The 21,616-nt window shown below is 59.8% G+C and carries 18 protein-coding genes and 1 pseudogene; 9 read left to right on the plus strand and 10 right to left on the minus strand.

The window, feature by feature from the left end:
- The first annotated feature begins 36 nt into the window (after positions 1-36).
- Positions 37-456 carry an acyl-CoA thioesterase gene (locus tag ACYZTR_RS02255; RefSeq protein WP_348128508.1) on the plus strand — a complete coding sequence of 140 codons (420 nt, stop codon included), beginning with the start codon at positions 37-39 and terminating at the stop codon, positions 454-456.
- Positions 457-526: 70 nt separating this feature from the next.
- On the opposite strand, the gene ACYZTR_RS02260 is transcribed toward ACYZTR_RS02255, so the two are convergent.
- The 4 genes from ACYZTR_RS02260 to ACYZTR_RS02275 form a co-directional block, all read right to left on the minus strand.
- Entirely contained in the window at positions 527-1,012 is a 486-nt protein-coding gene (locus tag ACYZTR_RS02260; RefSeq protein WP_131063285.1) for a glycine zipper domain-containing protein, read from the minus strand.
- A 248-nt stretch (positions 1,013-1,260) separates the two neighbouring features.
- Positions 1,261-3,609: an FdhF/YdeP family oxidoreductase gene (locus ACYZTR_RS02265; protein ID WP_461976115.1), complete on the minus strand. Its 2,349-nt coding sequence runs from the start codon at positions 3,607-3,609 to the stop codon at positions 1,261-1,263.
- Positions 3,606-4,460: a formate dehydrogenase accessory sulfurtransferase FdhD gene (gene fdhD / locus ACYZTR_RS02270; RefSeq protein WP_461976117.1), complete on the minus strand. Its 855-nt coding sequence runs from the start codon at positions 4,458-4,460 to the stop codon at positions 3,606-3,608. The genes ACYZTR_RS02265 and fdhD overlap by 4 nt, the downstream gene beginning before the upstream one ends.
- Positions 4,461-4,552: 92 nt before the next feature.
- Complete coding sequence (locus ACYZTR_RS02275) at positions 4,553-5,440, minus strand: LysR family transcriptional regulator (protein WP_461976119.1); 888 nt, start codon at positions 5,438-5,440, stop codon at positions 4,553-4,555.
- Between the two features lie 137 nt (positions 5,441-5,577).
- Here ACYZTR_RS02275 and lysM point away from each other — a divergent pair, with 137 nt between their 5' ends.
- Positions 5,578-6,027, plus strand: a complete 450-nt coding sequence (lysM, locus tag ACYZTR_RS02280; protein WP_461976121.1) for a peptidoglycan-binding protein LysM — start codon at positions 5,578-5,580, stop codon at positions 6,025-6,027.
- A 126-nt stretch (positions 6,028-6,153) separates the two neighbouring features.
- On the opposite strand, the gene yrfG is transcribed toward lysM, so the two are convergent.
- Positions 6,154-6,816, minus strand: a complete 663-nt coding sequence (gene yrfG / locus ACYZTR_RS02285; RefSeq protein WP_461976123.1) for a GMP/IMP nucleotidase — start codon at positions 6,814-6,816, stop codon at positions 6,154-6,156.
- Between the two features lie 90 nt (positions 6,817-6,906).
- Between yrfG and nudE the strand changes: the two genes are divergently transcribed.
- Both nudE and cysQ read left to right on the plus strand, forming a co-directional pair.
- Positions 6,907-7,473, plus strand: coding sequence for an ADP compounds hydrolase NudE (nudE, locus tag ACYZTR_RS02290; RefSeq protein WP_033058385.1), 567 nt, complete (start codon positions 6,907-6,909; stop codon positions 7,471-7,473).
- Positions 7,470-8,297, plus strand: coding sequence for a 3'(2'),5'-bisphosphate nucleotidase CysQ (gene cysQ, locus ACYZTR_RS02295; RefSeq protein ID WP_461976125.1), 828 nt, complete (start codon positions 7,470-7,472; stop codon positions 8,295-8,297). The genes nudE and cysQ overlap by 4 nt, the downstream gene beginning before the upstream one ends.
- 100 nt (positions 8,298-8,397) lie before the next feature.
- Here the strand turns inward: cysQ and ACYZTR_RS02300 are convergent, their stop codons facing one another.
- The 4 genes from ACYZTR_RS02300 to rfbC form a co-directional block, all read right to left on the minus strand.
- Positions 8,398-8,853, minus strand: a complete 456-nt coding sequence (locus ACYZTR_RS02300) for a thioesterase domain-containing protein (protein ID WP_282377370.1) — start codon at positions 8,851-8,853, stop codon at positions 8,398-8,400.
- 40 nt (positions 8,854-8,893) lie between these two features.
- A complete protein-coding gene (locus tag ACYZTR_RS02305) occupies positions 8,894-10,288 on the minus strand; it encodes a sigma-54-dependent transcriptional regulator (RefSeq protein WP_461976127.1) in 1,395 nt (464 codons plus the stop codon).
- The gene (locus tag ACYZTR_RS02310; RefSeq protein WP_461976128.1) at positions 10,285-12,093 is read right to left on the minus strand and encodes a sensor histidine kinase; all 1,809 of its coding nucleotides are present in this window, start codon (positions 12,091-12,093) and stop codon (positions 10,285-10,287) included. Before ACYZTR_RS02310 ends, ACYZTR_RS02305 begins: the two co-directional genes overlap by 4 nt.
- 73 nt (positions 12,094-12,166) lie before the next feature.
- A complete protein-coding gene (gene rfbC, locus ACYZTR_RS02315) occupies positions 12,167-12,712 on the minus strand; it encodes a dTDP-4-dehydrorhamnose 3,5-epimerase (protein WP_461976130.1) in 546 nt (181 codons plus the stop codon).
- A gap of 198 nt (positions 12,713-12,910) precedes the next feature.
- On the opposite strand from rfbC, the gene ACYZTR_RS02320 reads away from it, so the two are divergent.
- The 5 genes and pseudogenes from ACYZTR_RS02320 to ACYZTR_RS02340 all read left to right on the plus strand — a co-directional run bounded on the left by ACYZTR_RS02320 (position 12,911) and on the right by ACYZTR_RS02340 (position 19,945).
- Complete coding sequence (locus tag ACYZTR_RS02320) at positions 12,911-15,823, plus strand: aminotransferase (RefSeq protein WP_461976132.1); 2,913 nt, start codon at positions 12,911-12,913, stop codon at positions 15,821-15,823.
- 323 nt (positions 15,824-16,146) lie between these two features.
- Positions 16,147-17,025: an N-carbamoylputrescine amidase gene (gene aguB / locus ACYZTR_RS02325; protein ID WP_461976134.1), complete on the plus strand. Its 879-nt coding sequence runs from the start codon at positions 16,147-16,149 to the stop codon at positions 17,023-17,025.
- Between the two features lie 5 nt (positions 17,026-17,030).
- The gene (gene aguA, locus ACYZTR_RS02330; protein ID WP_461976135.1) at positions 17,031-18,137 is read left to right on the plus strand and encodes an agmatine deiminase; all 1,107 of its coding nucleotides are present in this window, start codon (positions 17,031-17,033) and stop codon (positions 18,135-18,137) included.
- 245 nt (positions 18,138-18,382) lie between these two features.
- On the plus strand, positions 18,383-18,595 hold the full coding sequence (locus ACYZTR_RS02335; RefSeq protein WP_046045525.1) for a hypothetical protein: 213 nt from the start codon (positions 18,383-18,385) through the stop codon (positions 18,593-18,595).
- Between the two features lie 193 nt (positions 18,596-18,788).
- A pseudogene (locus tag ACYZTR_RS02340) lies at positions 18,789-19,945 on the plus strand (OprD family outer membrane porin).
- Between the two features lie 87 nt (positions 19,946-20,032).
- Here the strand turns inward: ACYZTR_RS02340 and ACYZTR_RS02345 are convergent.
- Positions 20,033-21,610 carry a M48 family metalloprotease gene (locus tag ACYZTR_RS02345; protein ID WP_461976137.1) on the minus strand — a complete coding sequence of 526 codons (1,578 nt, stop codon included), beginning with the start codon at positions 21,608-21,610 and terminating at the stop codon, positions 20,033-20,035.
- Positions 21,611-21,616 lie beyond the last annotated feature (6 nt).

A 21,616-nucleotide genomic window follows, 5' to 3' on the forward strand; every position in this document is an offset into this window, starting at 1 on the left:
CGACGTGGGATCGATCTTTCGAAACGGGAAGTAACCATGAATCAACGCACCGACTACCCCCATTTCCAACCCATCACCACCCGCTGGCACGACAATGATGCCTACGGTCACGTCAACAACGTCACTTACTACAGCTTCTTCGACACGGCGGTGAACACGTACCTGATCGAAGTCGGCGGCCTGGATATTCATGACGGCGAGGTGGTGGGTTTTGTGGTGAGTTCGGCCTGCGATTACTTCGCTTCCATTGCCTTTCCCGACCGGATCGAGATTGGTTTGCGGGTGGGCAAGTTGGGCAACAGTTCGGTGCAGTACGAGCTAGCCGTGTTCAAGGCCGGGGAAGACGAAGCCTGCGCGGCGGGGCGCTTCGTGCATGTGTTTGTGGATCGGGCGTCGAATCAGCCGGTGGCGATTCCTGCCGGGTTGCGCGATGCAATGGAGCGCTTGGTAGTTTGACAGGCAAAAAAAATCGCAGCCCGAGGGCTGCGATTTTTTTGATCTACCGGTAAACGAGGCGATTCAAGCCTCAGTCGTCATGGCGATGTTTATTCTTGCGATGACCGTAGGCATGGCCACGACCCCGATGGCCGTCACGGTAGTAGCGACGATCATCATGACCACGACGATAGGAACGACGATCATCGTCGTCATCGCTCTTGTTGCCCATGTAGTTACCCAGCGCGCCACCGGCGCCGCCGCCTGCTGCGGAGCCGATCAGGCTGCCGGTGGTGCCGCCCATGCTGCGGCCGACCACGTTACCGCCTGCCGCGCCCAACGCACCGCCAATGGCTGCTTCGCCACGGCTGCGTTTGTCTGCGCCAACAGCGCTACCACCCGCGCCGCCCAGGGCCGCGCCAATGGTGGAACCTGTATTGCCGCCTAATGACTGACCGACGACCGAGCCCAGAACCCCGCCCAATGCGCCGCCCACACCTGCTTCGGTGGTGCCGCCGGCAGAAGCGAAGCCACTGACCAGGCCAAGGGACAACAAGAGAATCGAGGAGAACTTCATAGAGGAACCTCAAGGGGATGACGGCGCGATCCTGAGGCTGTGTCATGGTTGTGACAATCGAAATCCGACGAGTAACACGACTTCAACACATTTCTATAAGTTACTGTTTTTTAGCTGGAACTTAAGTGTTTTTCGCCGGTCTTTAACTACTTCGGATAGGCCGTTTTCATAAAAAACGGCCTTTTTTGTGGGCGTTTGAAAAGTGTCCCGTTGAGGCATTCCCACGCAGAGCGTGGGAACAATCAGGGTCAGGCCGACTTGGCCATGATGAGCTGGGTCTCACTCGCCGCTTCCAACCGGATCGCCACAAACTTCGACGTCGGCGTATGGCTGCCATCCCCGATGCTTTCCAGTGGCACCAGCGGATTCACTTCCGGATAGTAAGCCGCCGCTTGCCCGGCAGGAATATCAAATGCCAGCAGCGTAAAACCCTTCACCCGGCGCTCACGGCCATCATCCCAGATCGAAACGATGTCAGCCTTTTGCCCCGGCTTGAACCCCAGGCGAATGATGTCAGCTTCATTGACGAACAACACATCACGCTGACCTTTCACGCCACGATAGCGGTCATCGAGCCCATAAATCGTGGTGTTGTACTGATCGTGAGAGCGCATCGACTGCATGATTAGGTCTGGCAATACGCCGGTGGCGCGAGTGCGTTCGTGCACCAGGTCTTTAGGCAGGATGTTCGGGCGGAAATTTGCGCGCCCCGACGGTGTGTTCCAGCGTCGCGCGCCGGCGCTGTTGCCCAAGTGGAAACCACCCGGGTTCTTGAGCCTCTCGTTGAAGTCGCGAAAGCCCGCAACGGTGTCGGCGATCAGGTCGCGGATGCGGTTGTAATCGGCCACCAGCCAGGTCCAGTCCACCGGTTTGCTGCCCAGAGTCGCGGCGGCGATGCCGGCAATGATCGACGGCTCCGAGCGCATCTGGTTCGACAGCGGCTGCAACTGGCCGTTGGAGGCGTGAACCATGCTGAACGAGTCTTCGACGGTCACCGCTTGCGGGCCTTCGGTCTGGATATCGATGTCGGTGCGGCCCAGGCACGGCAGGATCAGCGCGTCTTTACCGTGAGCCAAATGGCTACGGTTGAGCTTGGTGCTGATTTGCACAGTCAGGTCGCAGTTGCTCAGGGCCTGGAAAGTCCGTGGGCTGTCCGGGGTGGCTTGGGCGAAGTTACCGCCCAGCCCGATAAAAACTTTCGCCCGACCGTCGGCCATGGCATGAATCGCTTCGACCACGTTGTGGCCATTTTCACGTGGCACCTTGAACTGGAAGCGGCGCTCCAGAGAATCGAGGAACGCCACCGGCGGACGTTCGTTGATGCCCATGGTCCGGTCGCCCTGCACGTTACTGTGGCCACGCACCGGGCACAGACCGGCACCCGGCCGGCCGATGTTGCCGCGTAGCAACATCAGGTTGGCGATTTCCTGGATGGTCGACACCGAATGGCGATGCTGGGTGATGCCCATGGCCCAGCACATGATGACGTTCTTGCTTTTGGCGTACATGCGCGCCGCTTGCTCGATCTCCACCAGCGGCAGGCCGGACTGCTCGACGATCTGCTCCCACGGGGTATCGTCGATGGCGGCAAGATAGTCCAGCACGTTGACGCTGTGTTCATTGAGAAAGTCGTGATCGAACACCGCGTCAGCGCCAGTCTTCTGCGCCTCGCGCTCCCATTGCAGCAGGAATTTCGCCATGCCGCGCAGGATCGCCATGTCGCCACCGAGGGCCGGACGGAAGAACGCGGTGTTGGTCGGCTTGTCGCCGTTGGTGAGCATTTCGAACGGGTGCTGCGGGTGCTGGAAGCGTTCCAGGCCGCGTTCCTTGAGTGGGTTGACGCACACCACTTGAGCACCGCGCTTCACCGCTTCGCGCAACGGTTCGAGCATCCGTGGGTGATTGGTGCCAGGGTTCTGGCCCCAAACGAAAATCGCATCGGCGTGTTCGAAGTCGTCGAAGGTTACGGTGCCTTTACCAACGCCGACACTTTGCGCCATGGCCACACCGCTGGCCTCGTGGCACATGTTCGAGCAGTCGGGGAAGTTGTTGGTGCCGTAGGCGCGCACGAACAACTGATAGAGGTACGCTGCTTCGTTGCTGGCGCGGCCCGAGGTGTAGAACTCGGCCTGATCCGGGCTCGACAGGCCCTGCAAGTGTTTACCGATCAGCGCGAAGGCATCATCCCAGCTGATGGGTTTGTAGCGGTCAGTCTCGGCGTCGTAGCTCATCGGCTCGGTCAGACGGCCCTGATATTCCAGCCAATAGTCGCTCTGCTCCAGCAATGAACTGACGCTGTGCCTGGCGAAGAACGCACCGTCGACACGGCGTTTGGTCGCTTCCCAGTTCACCGCTTTGGCGCCGTTCTCGCAGAACATCACCATGCCCTTTTCCGGAGAATCGCCCCAGGCGCAACCGGGGCAGTCGAAGCCGCCGTTCTGGTTGGTCTTGAGCATTATGCGGATGTTTTTCAGCGCGTTATCGCTGGTTAACCAGGCCTGGGCGACGCTGATCAGCGCGCCCCAGCCACCGGCTGGGCCTTTGTAGGGCTTGTAGCGGGGGACGGGTTTCTGGTCGGCTTGACGATGTTGACTCACGCTTGATTCTCCAACGCTGGGCTGTAGACCCGCGGTGCACTTTTCTGCGGCAGGTGGATGAGATTGAGGTTGTGACGACGGGCCCATTGCACGGCAAGGCCCGTGGGCGACGACAGGCTGACCAGGGTCTGGATGCCTGCGCGCAATACTTTCTGGATCAATTCGAGGCTGCAACGGCTGGTGACAATCGCCAACCCGCCGGTCGTCGGGATCTTCTGCCGGATCAGCCCACCGATCAGCTTGTCGAGGGCGTTGTGTCGGCCGATGTCTTCGCGACCCAGCAGCAATTGGCCCTGACTGTTCATAAACACGGCGGCGTGCACCGCGCCGGAGTACTGGCCAAGCGGCTGGAACGCACCGATGCGCTGCCGCAAACCATCGAGCCATTCGGCGGGTGGCAAGGGTGCGCCGGGCAGGACCTTGAGGTCTGGCAACGCCTGTTCCACCGCTTCCACACCGCAAAGCCCGCAACCGCTGGTGCCAGCCATTTGCCGACGTTGTTGCTTGAGGTTCCAGAAGGCGCGGTTGGCGATGGTCACTTGCGCGTACTGCGCCGACCCCGAGCCGCTGAGTTGCAGGTCATAAATGTCGCAAGCGTCTTCGATGATGCCGCTACCGAGGCTGAAACCGACGATGAAGTCTTCCAGATCCGTTGGCGTCACCAGCATCACAGCCTGGCTGATGCCGTTATAGGCAATCGCCAACGCAACTTCTTCGGCTAGCGCCGTGCTGGCCGATTCGGCGCTTTGCGTTTCGGTGTGGCGAAGATCGCAGTAACTGTACGTCTGGCTGGCAGGGGGCGCTGGCGTTTCGAGGGCAGGCGCCGCGCAGGCAGGGCGCTTGGCGTTCATGGCATCACCGACGGTTTGATTAGCTTTAAGCCTAGGCGCGTCAAGTTGTCGCGTCTAATCGCTAATACTGATCTACCGATAGATGGCGTCGATCAAGAGCTCGGCAGCGATTGCTGAAGAATCGCGAAACAGGCTTCCGCGAGCGCCGAACGCGGCGCGCTGCGACGCATGATCAGACCCAGCCGGGCAAGGGTCTGGGCATTTTCGATGGGTTGCAGGCGCAAATGATCGGTCAGTTTTTCCAGGCCGCCGTCCAGCGGCATCACGGCGCAGCAGAGTCCCCCGTAGACCGCTTGTAACAGTTGGTGGACGGCATCGGTCTGCAACAAGGGTTGTGGGGTGAGACCGCGGCTGTGGAAGTTGTGGTCGATGGACTGCCGAAAATGCATGCCGCTGGTGAGCATGCCCAGCGGCAGCTCGATCAGCGATTCCCAGCTCAGCGGCGCCTCGCCGAAACTGAAGAAGCGCTGATCGTAGAGCAGACCCATGCGGGTTTCGCTGAACGCCAGGGAGTTGAAGCGTTCGCCGTCCAGTCGCTCCAGGTACGACACGCCCAGATCCAGGCGATTGTTCGCCAGTTGTTCGAGGATCTGTTCGGAACTCAGTGCTGAGAGTTCGAAGCGCAGGTTCGGGTGCTCGGCGTGCAGGCGATGCATCAGCGGCAGCGGATCGAAGCTCGACAGTGGCACCACACCCAGACGCAACGTACCGACCAGGTTGCCGCGACAGGCAGCTGCTTCGGCCAGCAAGCCGTCGTAGGCTGCCAGCACGGTGCGCGCCCAGGCCAGCACCCGCTCACCCGGTGCGGTGAAACCCTCGAAGCGCTGACCGCGATTGACCAGCGGCAACTCGAGTTCTTCTTCGAGGCTGCGCAGGCGCATGGACAGGGTCGGTTGGGTGATGTGACAACGCGCGGCGGCCTGGCCGAAATGCCGGGTTTCGTCGAGGGCGATGAGGAATTTCAGTTGCTTGATGTCCATCTTCGCTCCAGGGCGCGGTGTAGGCGGGGATTCTAGCGCTTGCACCGGATCAACGTCATTGGTCGGGTTAAAACCGGGGTTCTCAGGCTTGGTCTAGGCTTTTGCGTCTGGACACCTAATCCCATGGAGAGCACACGATGAGCCTTTTCAGTTTTTTAAAAGAAGCCGGTGAAAAAATCCTTGATGCGCTGACGCCGGACAAGGCCGAAGCCAATAGTGAAGCGTTGACCAAGCACGTGAAGGATGCGCTGACGGGAATCGACACTTCCAAAATTCAGGTGAAAGTCGAAGGCGAAAAAGTCATTGCCACGGGTGAAGCCGCCAGTCAGGAAGAGAAGGAAAAAATCCTTTTGGCCCTCGGTAACGTGGCCGGTATCAGCGGTGTTGATGACCAGATCACGGTGACCGGGCCGGTGGCCACACCAGCGAAATTTGTCACGGTCGAGAAAGGTGACACGCTGAGCGCCATTTCCAAGCGCGTGTATGGTGATGCCAACAAGTATCAAAAGATCTTCGAGGCCAACAAACCGATGCTCAAGGATCCGAACAAGATCTATCCGGGGCAGTCTTTGCGGATTCCTGAGTAATCCCCAAACCAGTGTGATGCCCATCGCGAGCAAGCTCGCTCCCACAGGATCTGTGTCGTTCGCATCTTTCGTGAACGACCCCAATCCTGTGGGAGCCGGGCTTGCCCGCGATGCAGGCGACTCGGTCTAGAGCCCGGCAATCAAATCCCGATAATCCCCCACCGCCGCAAACTCGGCCGTGTCTTTCGGCCCTTTGCGACTGTCCGGCTCCCTCACCGCCAACAAATGCGCCACACCAAAATCCCGTGCACTGCGCAGGATCGGCAAGGTGTCGTCGATAAACAGACTGCGCGCCGGATCAAAGCCGATGTCCGCCTGCAGGGCATCCCAAAATTGCGGGTTTTCCTTGGCGAAACCGTAATCATGCGAGCTGATCAACCGCTCGAAGTACGGCGCCAGTTCGATTCTTTCCAGCTTCAATGACAGCGAATCGCGGTGTGCATTGGTGATCAGCACCACGCGCTTGCCGGCCTGTTTGATCGCCGCCAGAAAAGTGTCTGCGTCCGGCCGCAAGGCGATCAGGTGCGCCGTTTCCAGTTTCAATTCGCGCACCGGCAGCTTCAGTTCCGCGCTCCAGAAGTCCAGGCAATACCACTGCAACTGGCCGGCATTGCGCTCGAACAGCGGCTGCAATTCCATCTCAGCCATGGCCCGGCTCACCCCGTGCAACTCAGCGTAACGCTGGGGCAGGTGCTCCATCCAGAAATGGTTGTCGTAGTGCAGGTCCAGCAGCGTACCGTCCATATCCAACAGAACGGTGTCGATGTCGCGCCAGGGCAGCAGGGACATAAAAAACTTCTCCAGCGGTAAAAAAGATATCCGAGGTAAACAATCAGGATAGGCCGGGTATAGTAACGCGTTCACGCCAAGGAGCTTTTCATGCGCCAGAAACCCACCATCCTCGCCCGCGAGATCGTCGCCACCAGCCGTTTGTTTTGCGTCGAAGAGCTGAAGTTGCGCTTTTCCAACGGCGTGGAGCGCACGTATGAACGACTGGTGGGCAAGGGCGCCGGTTATGGCGCGGTGATGATCGTGGCGATGCTGGATGCAGACCACGCGGTGTTGGTTGAAGAGTACTGCGGCGGCACCGATGAATACGAACTGTCCTTGCCCAAAGGCTTGATCGAGCCGGGTGAAGACGTGCTGGCGGCGGCCGAACGAGAACTCAAGGAAGAGGCCGGGTATGGCGCGCGGCAACTGGAGCATTTGACTGAGTTGTCGTTGTCGCCCGGTTACATGAGCCAGAAGATCCAGGTGGTGTTGGCCACCGATCTGTACGAAGAAAGCCTTGAAGGCGATGAGCCCGAGCCGATGGGTGTGGATAAAATTAACCTGCGTGAGTTGTCGGCCCTGGCCCAGAACCCGCGATTCACTGAGGGCCGTGCGTTGGCAGCGCTTTATCTGGCCCGTGATTTGCTGACTCAGCGTGGAGTGTTCCAGCCATGAATTTCCCCCATCCGTTGATGGCGCCTGTTGTTGAGCTGGCGCTGAAAGCCGGTGAAGCCATTCTGCCGTTTTGGCGTGCCAACGTCGTCGTGACAGCAAAATCCGATGATTCTCCGGTAACGGCCGCCGACATGGCCGCTCACCATGTGATCCTGGCCGGGCTGACGGCGCTGGACCCGAGCATCCCGGTGCTGTCCGAAGAAGACGCCAACATTCCCCAGCGCGTGCGCGCCGGGTGGCAGCGTTGGTGGCTGGTCGACCCGCTGGACGGGACCAAGGAGTTCATTTCCGGTAGCGAAGAATTCACCGTCAACATCGCGCTGATCGAGCAGGGGCGAGTGGTGTTTGGCGTGGTGTCGATGCCGACCAACGGGCGCTTCTACGTCGGTGGTGCTGGTTTGGGCGCGTGGCGTGGCGATCAAGGCGCAACGCCGCTGCCAATTCAGGTGCGCGACGTACCAGCGGCGGGCGAGGCATTTACCGTGGTTGCCAGTCGTCGGCATTCAAGTCCTGAGCAGGAGCGCTTGCTAGCCGGGTTGAGTGACAGTCTGGGTGAGCTGCACTTGGCCAATATCGGCAGTTCGTTGAAGTTTTGTTTGCTGGCCGAAGGGGCGGCGGATTGTTATCCGCGGTTGGCGCCGACTTCGCAGTGGGACACGGCCGCTGCGCAAGGCGTGCTGGAAGGGGCTGGCGGTGAGGTGCTGGATTTGAGCGGTGCGCCGTTTTGTTATCCGGCGCGGGAATCGTTGTTGAATGAGTTTTTTTTGGCACTGCCGGCGAAGGCGACTTGGCGGGAAAAGCTATTGGAACTCGCCCGCCGCTAAGATCGTTCCCACGCTCTGCGTGGGAATGCGCCCCGTGATGCTCTGCGTCACTGGACGCAGAGCGTCCCTAGAGGCGTTACCACGCAGAGCGTGGGAACGATCATCGGTGCAGCACGTACTGCCCGGTAAACGTCACCGCATCTTCCTCACTCCCCACATTCACAATCCTTGAATGCAGCTTCAACCGCGCCCGTCCGTACCGCTCATACATCGCCAAAAACTTCTTCCAAACCGCCGCACTCGGCGCCTGGCAGATCGCTGTCGCGTCCATGGTGACCGGCAATGGATAGCTGATATGCCCTTCATGAATCACGATGTGCCCGCCTTTAACCCCTTCTTCACGCAATCGCAAATGCAGCCAGCCCCAACCCGCCAGCACCGCGCCGCAATACAGGCTGCCGCCGAACATGGTGCTCTTGTGATTGACGTTGGCCTCCAGCGGCAAGTGCAGGCGCAGTTGCTGGTCGTGCCAGTCGAGCACCTTGAGGCCCATGTCCCGCGTGAGGGGGATGTCGTGATGGAGAATCGATTCCAGGTGACGACTGTCGCGGCTCATGCACGGATCTCTTGTATGAAGATGATGATTTGACGGTAGCTCAATCGAGTTCGTCGGTGTGGCTGCTGACACCACCGTCGGCGAAGTTCAACCCGTGCTTGCGCAGTTTGTCGTGCAAGGTTTTGCGCGGGACACCGAGGGCTTCGGCGAGGCTGCGCACGGAGCTGTGAGAGCGCGCCAGTTCGGCGGCGATCAGGCTCTTCTCGAAATTTTCCACTTGCTCGCTGAGGCCGCCGCTGACCCCTTCGACCGTCATGCCGGCAGCGCCCTGCGGCGCGCTGTTGTCCAGCGCCAGTTCCAGGCCCAGGGCAAAGCGTTCGGCGGCGTTTTGCAGTTCGCGCACATTGCCCGGCCAGGTGTGGCGCAGCAGCAGGGCGCGTTGTCCCGGTTGCAACTCGTGAGGTGGCAGACCGTGTCGAGTGCTGGCTTCGTCGGCGAAATACTGGAACAGCATCAGCGCATCTTCGCCGCGCTCGCGCAGCGGTGGAATACGCAGCGGTGCGACGTTCAGACGGTAATACAAATCGGCACGGAAGCGGCCCTGATCGGCGGATTGACGCAGGTCTTCCTTGGTCGCGGCGATGATGCGGATGTCCAGCGGGATCAGCTGATTGCCGCCCAAACGCTCGACGACGCGCTCCTGCAGCAAACGCAGCAATTTCACCTGTACATCCAGGCTCATGCTTTCGATTTCATCGAGGAACAACGTGCCGCCATTGGCGAATTCGAACTTGCCGATACGACGCTTTTGCGCGCCGGTAAAGGCGCCTGGCTCGTGACCGAACAGCTCGCTTTCTACCACCGACTCGGCCAGTGCACCGGCATTGATCGCTACGAACGGACCGTTACGACGGCTCGACAGATCGTGCAAAGCACGTGCGACCACTTCTTTACCCGCACCGGTTTCACCCAGGATCAGCACATCAGCCTTGGTCGCCGCCAATGCTCCGATCTGCTCGCGCAGGCGCAGCATCGATGCCGAATGCCCGACCAGTCGGGTACTCAGTTCATTGCGATCGCTCAGGGCCAGACGCAGGCTGCGGTTGTCCAGCACCAGCCGGCGCAAGGCCAACGCGCGGCGCACGCTGTCGAGCAGGGCGTCGCTGGCGAAGGGTTTTTCCAGAAAGTCATAAGCCCCGGCGCGCATCGCTTGCACGGCCAGCGGCACATCGCCGTGACCGGTAATCAACAGCACTGGCAGATCCGAGTCCTGGGCATGCAGTTCGGTCAGCAGTTCGAGACCGTCCATGCCCGGCATGCGGATGTCACTGACCACCACGCCGGGCCAGTCGCGCTCCAGTTGCGCGGCCAGGCCCTTGGCTTCGGCGAGCGGCAGGATTTTCAGGCCGGCGAGGTCCAGGGTCTGGCTCAGGGCTTGACGCAGGTGCGGATCGTCGTCGATCAGCACGACCTGGATGCGGTTGTCGATGGTCATGCACTTCGGTCCTCGGACGGTTGCAGGCTCACACCCGTTGCGCCTGCACGCAATTTCAGGGTGATCAGGGCGCCGCCTTCCTTGTGGTTGGCGAACGACAGTTCACCCCCGAAGGCACGCATCAGGGTTTCGCAAATCGCCAGCCCCAATCCAAGGCCCTGAGTGCGGGTCTTGGTGGTGTAGAAGGGCTCGCTGGCGCGGCCAAGTGCCTCCAGGCAGAACCCGGGGCCATTGTCGCGAATGTACAGATTGACGCCGTCGGCGGTGGATTGGGCACTCAACCAGAGTTTACGTGGCGGGCCTTTTTCCGTCAGGGCGTCCAGGGCGTTGGCCAGCAGATTGCCGAGCACCTGACGCAGACGGGTTTCCCCGGCCTCGACCCACAGGGTGGCGGCCGGCAAATCGCGAATCAGCTCGACTTCCATGCTGCGCCGGCGCTTGGCCAGCAACGCCAGCGCGTCGTCCAGCGCCGGTTGCAGGGCGACGCTTTCCGGGGCGTGGCGGTCGCGCCGGGCGAAGGCGCGCAGGTGGGCGATGATTGACGCCATTCGCCCGGTCAATTCGCTGATCAGCTTGAGGTTGCCGCGCGCATCGTCGGTGCGCTGATGATCGAGCAGCACTTCGGCGTTTTCCGCGTAGCTGCGGATCGCCGCCAGCGGTTGATTCAACTCGTGGCTGATGCTCGCCGACATGGTGCCAAGGGCCGACAGTTTGCCGGCCTGCACCAGATCATCCTGAGCGCGAACCAACTCTTGCTGGGCCTGTTCGCGTTCCAGCACTTCCTGTTTCAATCGACGGTTGAGGCCTTCGAGGTCGCTGGTCCGCTCGGCTACCCGGCCTTCCAGTTCACGACGGGCCTTGGCTTCGAAGGCGATCCGTTCGAGGTAGTGCCGGCGGCGCTGCATCATCAGACCGAGCAACAGCATTAACACCAACAGCGTCGCGCCACCGATGGCGACGACCGTGCGCACCGGGCGATCGATCAAGGTGCGTGGGGCGAGGATGCTGACGTTCCAACCGGTTTCCGCGATTGGCTGGGTCTGCGTCAGCCAGGCACTGGGGTTGAGCTCCAACGGTTTGGGATCGCGAGTCGGATAGGGTTGAATCGCCGTAATAGCCTTGCGTTCTTCTTCGCTCAACGGGCGCGTCGAGCGGAATCGCCACTCGGGCCGCGACGTGAGAATGACCACGCCGTTATGGTCAGTCAGCAGCAGTTGTTCCGGGGTTTTGCCCCAGAGGCTTTCGGTATGGTCCAGGTCGACCTTGACCACCAGCACACCAATGATCTTTTCGCCGTTACGCACGGCGGCGGCGAAGAAATAGCCGCGCTTGGCCGATGTCGTTCCCAAACCAAAAAAACGCCCAAGCCGGCCGGCCATGGCTTCGCTGAAATACGGCCGGAAGGAAAAATTACGCCCGACGAAACTGTCGTGTTTATCCCAATTGGACGCGGCCAGGGTCTTGCCCGTGGTGTCCATCAAGTACATGACTTCGGCGCCGGTCTGGGCGCTGATGTTTTTCAACAAACGGTTGGCATTGCCCTGGGTGACGCCATCGTCGGGCGCGCCGAGGGCCGCTCGAAGGGCCGGCAGATCGCCGAGGATCTGCGGCAACACTTCATATCGGTGCAAGGTGCCCAGCAGGTTGGCGACGTAAAGGTCGAGCGTCTGACGGTTCTGCCCGGCCAGTTCGCTGCGGTAATAACGCTCGGCCAGATGCTCCAGCGGCCACAGCAACGGCGCCAGGCACAGTGCGAGCAGGGCCAGGCTGCGCCAGCGGGGTCTGCGAGGGAGGGTCGGAGTCATGAGCATCGAGCGCCTGTGGGTACAGGCGCATTATGCCTAGGCTTGCGGGCGCAGTCTGCGCACCCTGGGTGTTTCAGGAAAAGACGTCAGCGTCCTTGAAGAACGCGGCAGCCTGATCCTTGCCGGACAGTTGCGGTGCTTCGTCCAGTTGCCAATCGATGGCCAGGTCCGGGTCGTCCCAGCGAATGCAACGCTCGGCGGACGGGGTGTAGTAGTCGGTGGTTTTGTAGAGGAACTCGGCGAACTCGCTCAGCACCACGAAACCGTGGGCGAAACCCTCCGGAACCCAGAGTTGGCGATGGTTCTCGGCGGACAGACGCACGGCCACCCATTTGCCGAAATGTGGCGAACTGCGGCGAATGTCCACGGCCACGTCGAGTACTTCACCGACTGTGACGCGAACCAGTTTGCCCTGAGTGTTTTCCAGCTGGTAATGCAAGCCTCGCAATACGCCTTTTTGCGAGCGGGAATGGTTGTCTTGAACAAAATTCGTCTCAAGGCCAGTCGCTTCTTTGAAAGTCTTGGCATTGAAGCTTTCATAGAAGAAACCGCGCTCGTCACCAAATACCTTGGGTTCGATGATCAGAACACCGGGCAGCTCGGTGGTGACTACTTTCATGGTCTTTCTCCAGCAATAGGCGTTGATGGGCGACATTCTTGCGCAAAGTGCCGGCCGGTGCGAGTGGAGTGTGTTTTTTCCTGATCCGTTCATAAATTTGTCGAGCATCAGGTAAATGTAAGGCAGCCGAAAAGGGGGTTGCGTATCGCCCCAAGCAGTGGCGATATAGGCGCCTAATAAAATTTCAGGGGTCGTTGTATGCCGCTCGCCACGTTGATTCATCGCGCCAGTTTGCCCAGCCCGCAAGTGTCTGCGGAGCAAGCGCTTGAGCTGTTGAAAGAGCATTACGGGCTGAGTGGAAGGTTGCAGGCCCTCGGCAGCCAGCAGGATCTTAACTATCGGGTCGACAGCGACCAGGGGCGTTTTGTCCTGAAAGTTTGCCGTGGCGACTACTCGGCGCTGGAGTTGCACGCCCAGCACGCAGGGCTCAAGCATTTGGGTGAACACCCCGATGTGCATGTGCCGCGAGTGATTGCGGCCAAAAACGGTGCAGAGCTGCTCTCTCTGGACGTCGGCGGCCAACCGGTGCACGTGCGCCTGCTCGATTACATCGACGGCCAGTCGCTTACACACCTTGATCATCTGCCCGGTTCAGTGGTGGCGGGGTTTGGTCGGCTCTGCGGTGAAATGGATCTGGCTCTGGCCGGTTTCGACCATCCGGGCCTCGAACGCACCCTTCAATGGGACGCCCGCCACGCCAGTGCGTTGATCGCGCATTTGCTGCCGGTCATCAAGGATGACCCGCAACGCCGGTTGATCGCCGATGCGGCTGATCGGGCCGAGCGTCATTTGTTGCCGCTTGTGGATATGTTGCCGGTGCAGGCGATTCACATGGACATCACCGACGACAACGTGGTGTGGCAGCGAGATTCGCAACGCCAGTGGCAATTGCAGGGCGTGATCGATTTTGGCGATCTGATTCGTACCTGGCGCATCACTGATCTGTCGGTGACGTGCGCGGCACTGCTGCACCATGCCGATGGCGATCCTTTCTACATTTTGCCGGCGGTGCAGGCCTATCACGCGGTCAATCCGCTTACGCATGAAGAGCTACTGGCGCTCTGGCCGCTGATCGTCGCCCGTGCGGCGGTGTTGGTGCTCAGCGGCGAACAGCAGGTCAGCATCGATCCTGGCAACGCGTACAGCCGCGACAATCTCACCCACGAGTGGGAGATTTTCCGCGTCGCTACATCGGTGCCGTTGGCGTTGATGGAAGCAGCGATCCTTACCTCGGTCGGCCAGAGTCTGCCGAGCATCGGCAGCGAAGGCTTTGCGCCGCTGTTGCCGAGTCTGGTCGGGCGTGAATTTGCGTTGATCGATTTGGGCGTGCTCAGTCCGCATTTCGACGCCGGTAGCTGGGAGCAGGAGGGGATCGATCAGCGTTTGCTGACTGAGGCTGCCGCGGCTCACGGTCTGGCGGCTAGCCGTTATGGGCAATATCGCTTGTCCCGCACCCGACCGGACAGCGCCACTGAGCCGGACACTTGCCCACTGCACGTCGAGTTGCGAGTGCCCCACGGCACGGCAGTGGAGTCGCCGTTTGCCGGCGTAGTCCATCAGCCGGCGGTGGGTGTGCTGCAATTGGACGGCCCGCAATTGAGCGTGCGTCTGTGGGGCGTGACGCCGTCGCTGCACACGGGCGCAGCGCTGGTCAAAGGCCAGGTGCTGGGTTCGGTCAACGGGCCATTGGTGGTGCAGTTGTGCCGAGGCGCTTCGTTCACTGCTCCCTTGTTTTGCACGCCGTCTCGCGCCGTCGCCTGGCAAGCGTTGTGCCCTTCTCCAGCGACGCTGCTGGGGCTGGCCTGTGACGCTGAAGAAGAACTCGATTCGCCGACATTGCTCGCCCGTCGCGATGCGAGTTTCGCTCGCTCCCAAAAACATTATTACGTCGACCCACCGCGCATCGAACGTGGCTGGCGCAGTCACCTGATTGACATGCAGGGCCGTTCCTACCTCGACATGCTGAATAATGTCGCGGTGCTTGGCCATGGTCATCCGCGTATGGCCGCTGTCGCCAGTCGTCAGTGGTCGCTACTTAACACCAACTCGCGGTTTAACTACGCGGCGATTGCCGAGTTTTCCGAACGTTTACTGAAACTGTCGCCGGACGCCATGGACCGGGTGTTTCTGGTCAACAGCGGCAGCGAGGCCAATGACCTGGCAATCCGCCTGGCATGGGCCTACAGCGGCGGTCGCGACATGCTCAGCGTGCTGGAGGCCTATCACGGCTGGACAGTGGGCGCGGACGCGGTCTCGACCTCGATTGCCGACAACCCGAAGGCCTTGAGCAGCCGTCCGGACTGGGTGCATCCGGTCACTGCGCCAAACACCTATCGCGGCGAATTCCGTGGACCGGGCAGCGCGCCGGACTACGTGCGCAGCGTCGAACACAACCTGGCGAAAATGGCCGAGCAGAAACGTCAGCTGGCCGGTTTCATCTGTGAACCGGTGTACGGCAATGCCGGCGGTATCTCGTTGCCGCCGGGGTATTTGAAGCAGGTTTACGCGTTGGTTCGTGCCCAGGGCGGCGTGTGTATCGCCGACGAAGTGCAGGTCGGCTACGGCCGCATGGGCAAATTTTTCTGGGGCTTTGAAGAGCAAGGCGTGGTGCCGGACATCATCACCATGGCCAAAGGCATGGGCAATGGTCAGCCGCTGGGCGCGGTGATCACCCGCCGAGAAATCGCCGAAGCGCTGGAGGCCGAAGGTTATTTCTTCTCGTCGGCCGGCGGCAGCCCGGTCAGTTGCCAGATCGGCATGGCAGTGCTGGATGTGATGGAAGAAGAAAACCTCTGGGAAAATGCTCAGGTCGTAGGCGGGTATTTCAAGGAGCGGCTTGAAGCGCTGATCGATATTCATCCGCTGGTGGGCGCGGTGCATGGTTCCGGCTTCTATCTGGGCGTCGAGTTGATCCGCAATCGCGAAACCCTGGAGCCGGCGACCGAAGAAACCACGGCGCTGTGTGATCGGTTGCGCGAGTTGGGGATCTTCATGCAGCCGACCGGCGATTACCTGAACATCCTCAAGATCAAACCGCCGATGGTTACCTCGCGTCAGAGCGTGGATTTCTTTGTCGACATGCTGTCGAAGGTGTTGGGCGAAGGACTGTAAGCATCACCGTACTGATCGTTCCCACGCTCTGCGTGGGTATGCCTCACGACGCTCTGCGTCCGCTCTTGGGACGCGGAGCGTCCCCGGCTGCATTCCCGCGCGGAGCGTGGGAACGATCAGTATTAGGGCTAAAATATCGATTGTTATCGGGATTAATTGATGATTTTTCGACAGATGGAGTATTTGTTGCTTTAAAAGCCGATTTTTATCGGCTATAAAGTCACCACTGCCCACGGTGTGGACCCACCACGCCCGGTGCTTCCCATTTCTGTCATCGGTCGAAGCCACACTCGACCCTCAAGCACTTGCTCAGGAGCCGATTCATGAGCCGTATCGTTACTGTCGCCGCCACCCAGATGGCCTGTTCCTGGGACCTTGAAGCCAACATCGAGACCGCTGAGAAGCTGGTCCGTGAGGCCGCGGCCAAAGGCGCGCAGATCATCCTGATCCAGGAACTGTTCGAGGCGCCGTACTTCTGCCAGAAGCCGAACCCGGATTACTTGCAGCTGGCCACGACCGTTGAAGACAACGTCGCCATCAAGCACTTCCAGAAAGTCGCCAAAGAGCTGCAAGTGGTTCTGCCAATCAGCTTCTACGAACTGGCGGGCCGCGCGCGTTTCAACAGCATCGCGATCATCGATGCCGACGGCAGCAACCTCGGGATTTATCGTAAAAGCCATATCCCGGACGGCCCTGGCTATCACGAAAAGTACTACTTCAACCCGGGCGATACCGGCTTCAAAGTCTGGAACACCCGCTACGCGAAAATCGGCGTGGGCATCTGCTGGGACCAGTGGTTTCCGGAATGCGCGCGCAGCATGGCGTTGCAAGGCGCGGAAATCCTGTTCTACCCGACCGCGATCGGCAGCGAGCCACACGACAAGACCATTTCGTCCCGTGATCATTGGCAGCGTGTGCAACAGGGCCATGCCGGCGCCAACCTGATGCCGCTGATCGCCAGCAACCGCATCGGCAACGAAGAGCAGGACGGTTACGACATTACGTTCTACGGTTCGTCGTTCATCGCCAACCAGTTCGGCGAGAAGGTTCAGGAACTCAACGAAACCGAAGAAGGTATGCTGGTGCACAGTTTCGACCTCGACGAGTTGGAGCACACCCGCAGCGCGTGGGGTTCGTTCCGTGACCGTCGGCCGAACCTGTACGGCGCCATCAAAACCCTCGACGGTTCCCTGGAGTCCTGATCGCCATGACCACTTTAAACAGCACGCCTCGCGTCGACGGCTTCTACATGCCCGCCGAGTGGGCGCCGCAAACCCAGACCTGGATGATCTGGCCCGAGCGCCCGGACAACTGGCGCCTGGGTGGCAAACCGGCGCAAGCCGCGCACGTCGCGGTAGCGAAGGCCATCGCCCGTTTCGAACCGGTAACCGTGGCGGTTTCCGCCGGCCAATACGAAAACGCTCGTGCCCGTCTGGACGTGCCGAATATTCGTGTGGTGGAAATGTCCAGCGACGACGCTTGGGTTCGCGACACCGGCCCGACATTCGTCATCAATAACAGTGGCGAAGTCCGTGGTGTGAACTGGGACTTCAACGCCTGGGGCGGTTTTGACGGCGGTCTGTATTCGCCGTGGAATCGCGATTCGCAGGTCGGCGGCAAGATCCTCGAGATCGAGCGCAGCCAGCGCTACCGCACCGAGGGCTTCGTGCTCGAAGGTGGTTCGATTCACGTCGATGGCGAGGGCACGCTGATCACCACCGAAGAATGCCTGCTCAACCGCAATCGCAATCCGCACATGAGCCGCGGCGAAATCGAAGCGGTGCTCAGCGCGAACCTGGCTGTGGATAAAATCATCTGGCTGCCGGACGGCTTGTTCAACGACGAAACCGACGGTCATGTGGATAACTTCTGCTGCTACGTGCGTCCGGGTGAGGTATTACTGGCCTGGACCGACGACCCGCAAGACCCGAACTACCCGCGTTGCCAGGCTGCAATGAAAGTGCTGGACAGCAGCACCGACGCCAAGGGCCGCTCATTCACGGTGCACAAAATGCCGATACCGGGGCCGCTGTATGCAACCGAGGAAGAGTGCGCCGGTGTGGATCCGGTGGACGGTACTCAGGAGCGTAATCCGACCGTTCGTTTGGCAGGTTCCTACGTGAACTTCCTCATCGTTAACGGCGGCATCATCGCGCCTAGCTTTGGCGACCCGTTGGATGGCCCGGCAAAAGAGATTTTGCAGAGTCTGTTCCCGCAGCACGAAGTGGTGATGGTGCCCGGCCGCGAACTGTTACTGGGAGGCGGTAACATCCACTGCCTTACCCAACAACAGCCAGCGCCGCACAAGGAGTGAGTGGGGTTGTAACAGCTTGAGTTGATTACATAATCGGCCCGGCAACCGTTTTCCCTTTCAGCCTTATAGAAAGCCCGCAGCCCTTCAGGACCGCGGGCTTTTTTGTGTCCGCTTGTCGACAGTTCCCAAACCTTGGCACAGCTCTTGTATCTCTCATGGTGCAAAACAAGGAGGGGGAGAACTGCGATGTTCTGTCATAAACCTTGGATAAGTTAGCCGCTCACACACCAGGAGAGAGCGCGGAAATGAACGCCGAAATGAATGTGGTTAGCGAGCGGGCGTTGCATCCCCTGGCAGTAAACAGCGAATCGCTCCAGGTCCTGGCGCACTGGTTGAAGTCCAATGGAACGCGTCAGATCAGAGAACCTGATCCGCGCCGGATGATGATCGAGCGCTACCCCGCTGGTTTATTCAGCGAAGCGGAGCTGGAAGCGTTGTGGGATGTGATGGAAGGATAAGAAGAAAAACAACGGATTGATAAAAGCGCTGCCGGGATGGTGGCGCTTTTTTATGGGCGAAGGTTTTTTTGGCCTTTGATGATCGTTCCCATGCTCCGCGTGGGAATGCCTCACCGGACGCTCCGCGTCCATATGGGACGCAGAGCGTCCCTGGTTGCATTCCCACGCAGAGCGTGGGAACGATCAAGACCGAATCAGCGGAGGTTCCGGTCACGACCAGGCCGAATCTAAGGGTTTTGTTGAAGACAGCAGCCTCAACGTACCGCTGCGCAACGCCTACATCAACCGTGACTATAAAGATGGCAACCCGGACAAAGCCGAATGGGGCCAAGCGGCCATCGGTACGTTTTTGTCCGGCTTCACCCAGGGCATCGTCGGTGTGGGTGTGATGCTTTCGGTCTGTATGCACTGCGTCTGGATGGCGGCAAGGGTCGCAGCGGTGCCGGTGGTATCGACTTTTTCAAACAAGGCGACAGCGGCAACGCGGCTGACGACCTGTCCGAGGCCGGCGCAGCGGTCAAATTCCGTGTTTCCAACACCGTATTGCCCTACGGCCACCAGATGCCGGCCCTGCTGGTGCTGAGCTAAGACAACACGCGCCTGCTGCCAGAAAGCTACACCGGCACCCTGATCACCTCCAAGGAGATCAACGGCCTGGAACTGAACGCCGGTCGCTTCACCGCCCAATCGCGCAAAAGCGCTGAAGGCCGTGACAGCGGTGGCTTGAAGTCGATCAACGTATTGGGCGGTAGCTACCAGTTCACCGAACAGTTCAAGGTTGCCGTTTACGCGTCCGACGTCGAAGACGTGCTGAAGAAGCAATACGTGAACGCCAACTACGTGCTCCCGATCGACAAGAATCAGTCCCTGACCTTGGACTTCAACGGCTACTGCACCAAGCTGGACAATTCCTACGTCCGCGAAAACGGTATCACCGGCGACAGCAACTTGGGCTATGCCTACGGCGGCTGCCAGAAAGATCAAGGTCGCGTCGGTGACGGTGGCAACGCCATCTACCTGGCTAACTCCTACTGGTCTGACTTCAACGCCGAAGACGAACGCAGCTGGCAGCTGGGCTACGGCCTCGACTTCAGCACCTTTGGTGCTCCATGCCTGAGTTACAACTTCGCCTACGTGCGCGGCGACAACATCACCACCTCCACCAGCGAAGGCGGTACCGAGCGCGAAATCTTCAACCAGTTCAAGTACGTCGTCCAAAGTGGCCCGGCCAAAGACCTGAGCGTGAAATTGCGTAGCTCGATCCTGCGGGTGTCGCAGAAATCGAGTGAGTACAACGTCAGCGGTAATGAACTGCGCGTGTTCGTGGATTACCCGATCAACATTTTCTGATGATCGGTTGCGTTACCGATGCCTGATGCAAGGCTGAGAAAGAAGAAGCCCCGACTGGTTTGGGGCTTTTGGGTGCTAAACGTGAATTCAGGCTTTCACCGGAGCCAGTTTTTTGCAGTTTTCCCTGCGGGTCGGATACTGCTCGCATTTGCGCAGCACGGTCTGAACCTGTGTGGCATCTTTGAGCTGCTGGTTGGCCAGTAGCTTTTCGGTGATGAACAGTTCTTCCGAACCCAAGTTGCGTTCGGCCTTGTCGATCAGGGCCAGTGCCGATTGAGCATCGCCGCGCTTGAGATGGTAGCCGACCATCAGGTCATAGATAGAGGGCCCGGCCAGCGACCAATCCTTGATTGACTCAAGGTCTTTCAACGCATCGGCGCTTTTGCCTTGCGCAAGATGCACGGCAAATGCGCTGCGACGAATGCCTGGTTGGTCCTTCACCGGTGAGGACAGTGCACGCTGGCTGAAGGTGTCGGCCTCAGGCACCTTGCCTTGTTCCAGTGCGGCAGTCGCGGCGTAGGCGTCCTTGTAACCCTGCATGGCTGCAGCGACTGGCGCGGCATCGCGGATTTTCGGCCAGCTACGCACATCGACCCGGCCTCGACGTTCCTGACGGTACTCACGTTGCAGGTACTGGCGCAGCTCTTCATCGCGGTCCATCGGCGACATGTGCGAGCGAGTGAGATACTGGCTCGTCGCAGTGATACCGGTGACAAGTCCCTGGTTGAGCAGTACATCCAGTTCTTTGGTGAAGTTGTTGAGATTGAATTGCTCCAGAGACTGCTGCATGGCGGTCTTGCGCGCTTCAAGAAAACTTCCGAGAAGCGGCTTTTGTTTGCCCTGGAAGTCATTCAGACGTTGCAGGCTGTAGCTGGCAGCCCGTGGCGCATAACCGGCGCGGATCATCAGGTCTGTGCCCAGCAAGTCTGCCTGATCTTCCTGACTTCGACCCCAGGCGGTGCTCCAGATATTGTCCGAAAAGCTGTTGGCCAGTGCCGTAAACAACACGGTGTTGCCGATGGTTTTTTGCGTGCCGATTGGATCTTTGTTGATTAATTTCATGGTTCCGGCGCTACGGTTCACGCCGGTATTGGAGGCCATAGCGGCGAACACCACGGTAGTGGCGATGTTGGTCATCAGTTCTTTCTGCTGCTGGAAGGCTTCCATGCGGTCATGATGGCGCAGTAGTACATGGCTCATTTCATGGCCCAGCATGGCAGCGATTTCGTCTTCGCTTTCGACGCTATCCAGCATGCCCAAGGGGACGTATACGTTACCGAAGGGATCCGCCGACGGCCCGAAACTGTAGCTGTCGGTGACCCGCACCTGCAGCGTTGGAAGTTCACCGGGCCAGCTCTTGGAGAGCCGAGTCACAATGCCTTGCAGGTAGTTTTGCAGCATCGGGATATCCACCAGGTTGTGCTGGCGAATCTCGGCGGCGGGAATGGCGTGGCCGTCATAGCTCAAGCGCTGTTTACTCTGGTGCTGCACATCGAGCTTGTAGTGCTGACGAACGTCCGCATTGTCGACATACTTTCCAGTGACTCTGGATTGGGTCGATGGGCCCACCAGGTTCATCAACGCATTGTTGGCGCCATTGAGTGTGCTGCAGCCGCTGAGCAACGAACCGACCAGAACAGCAAGCGCCAGCAGAGATCTTTTCATCTGCTG

The organism is Pseudomonas sp. Hz4 (genome assembly GCF_054898165.1).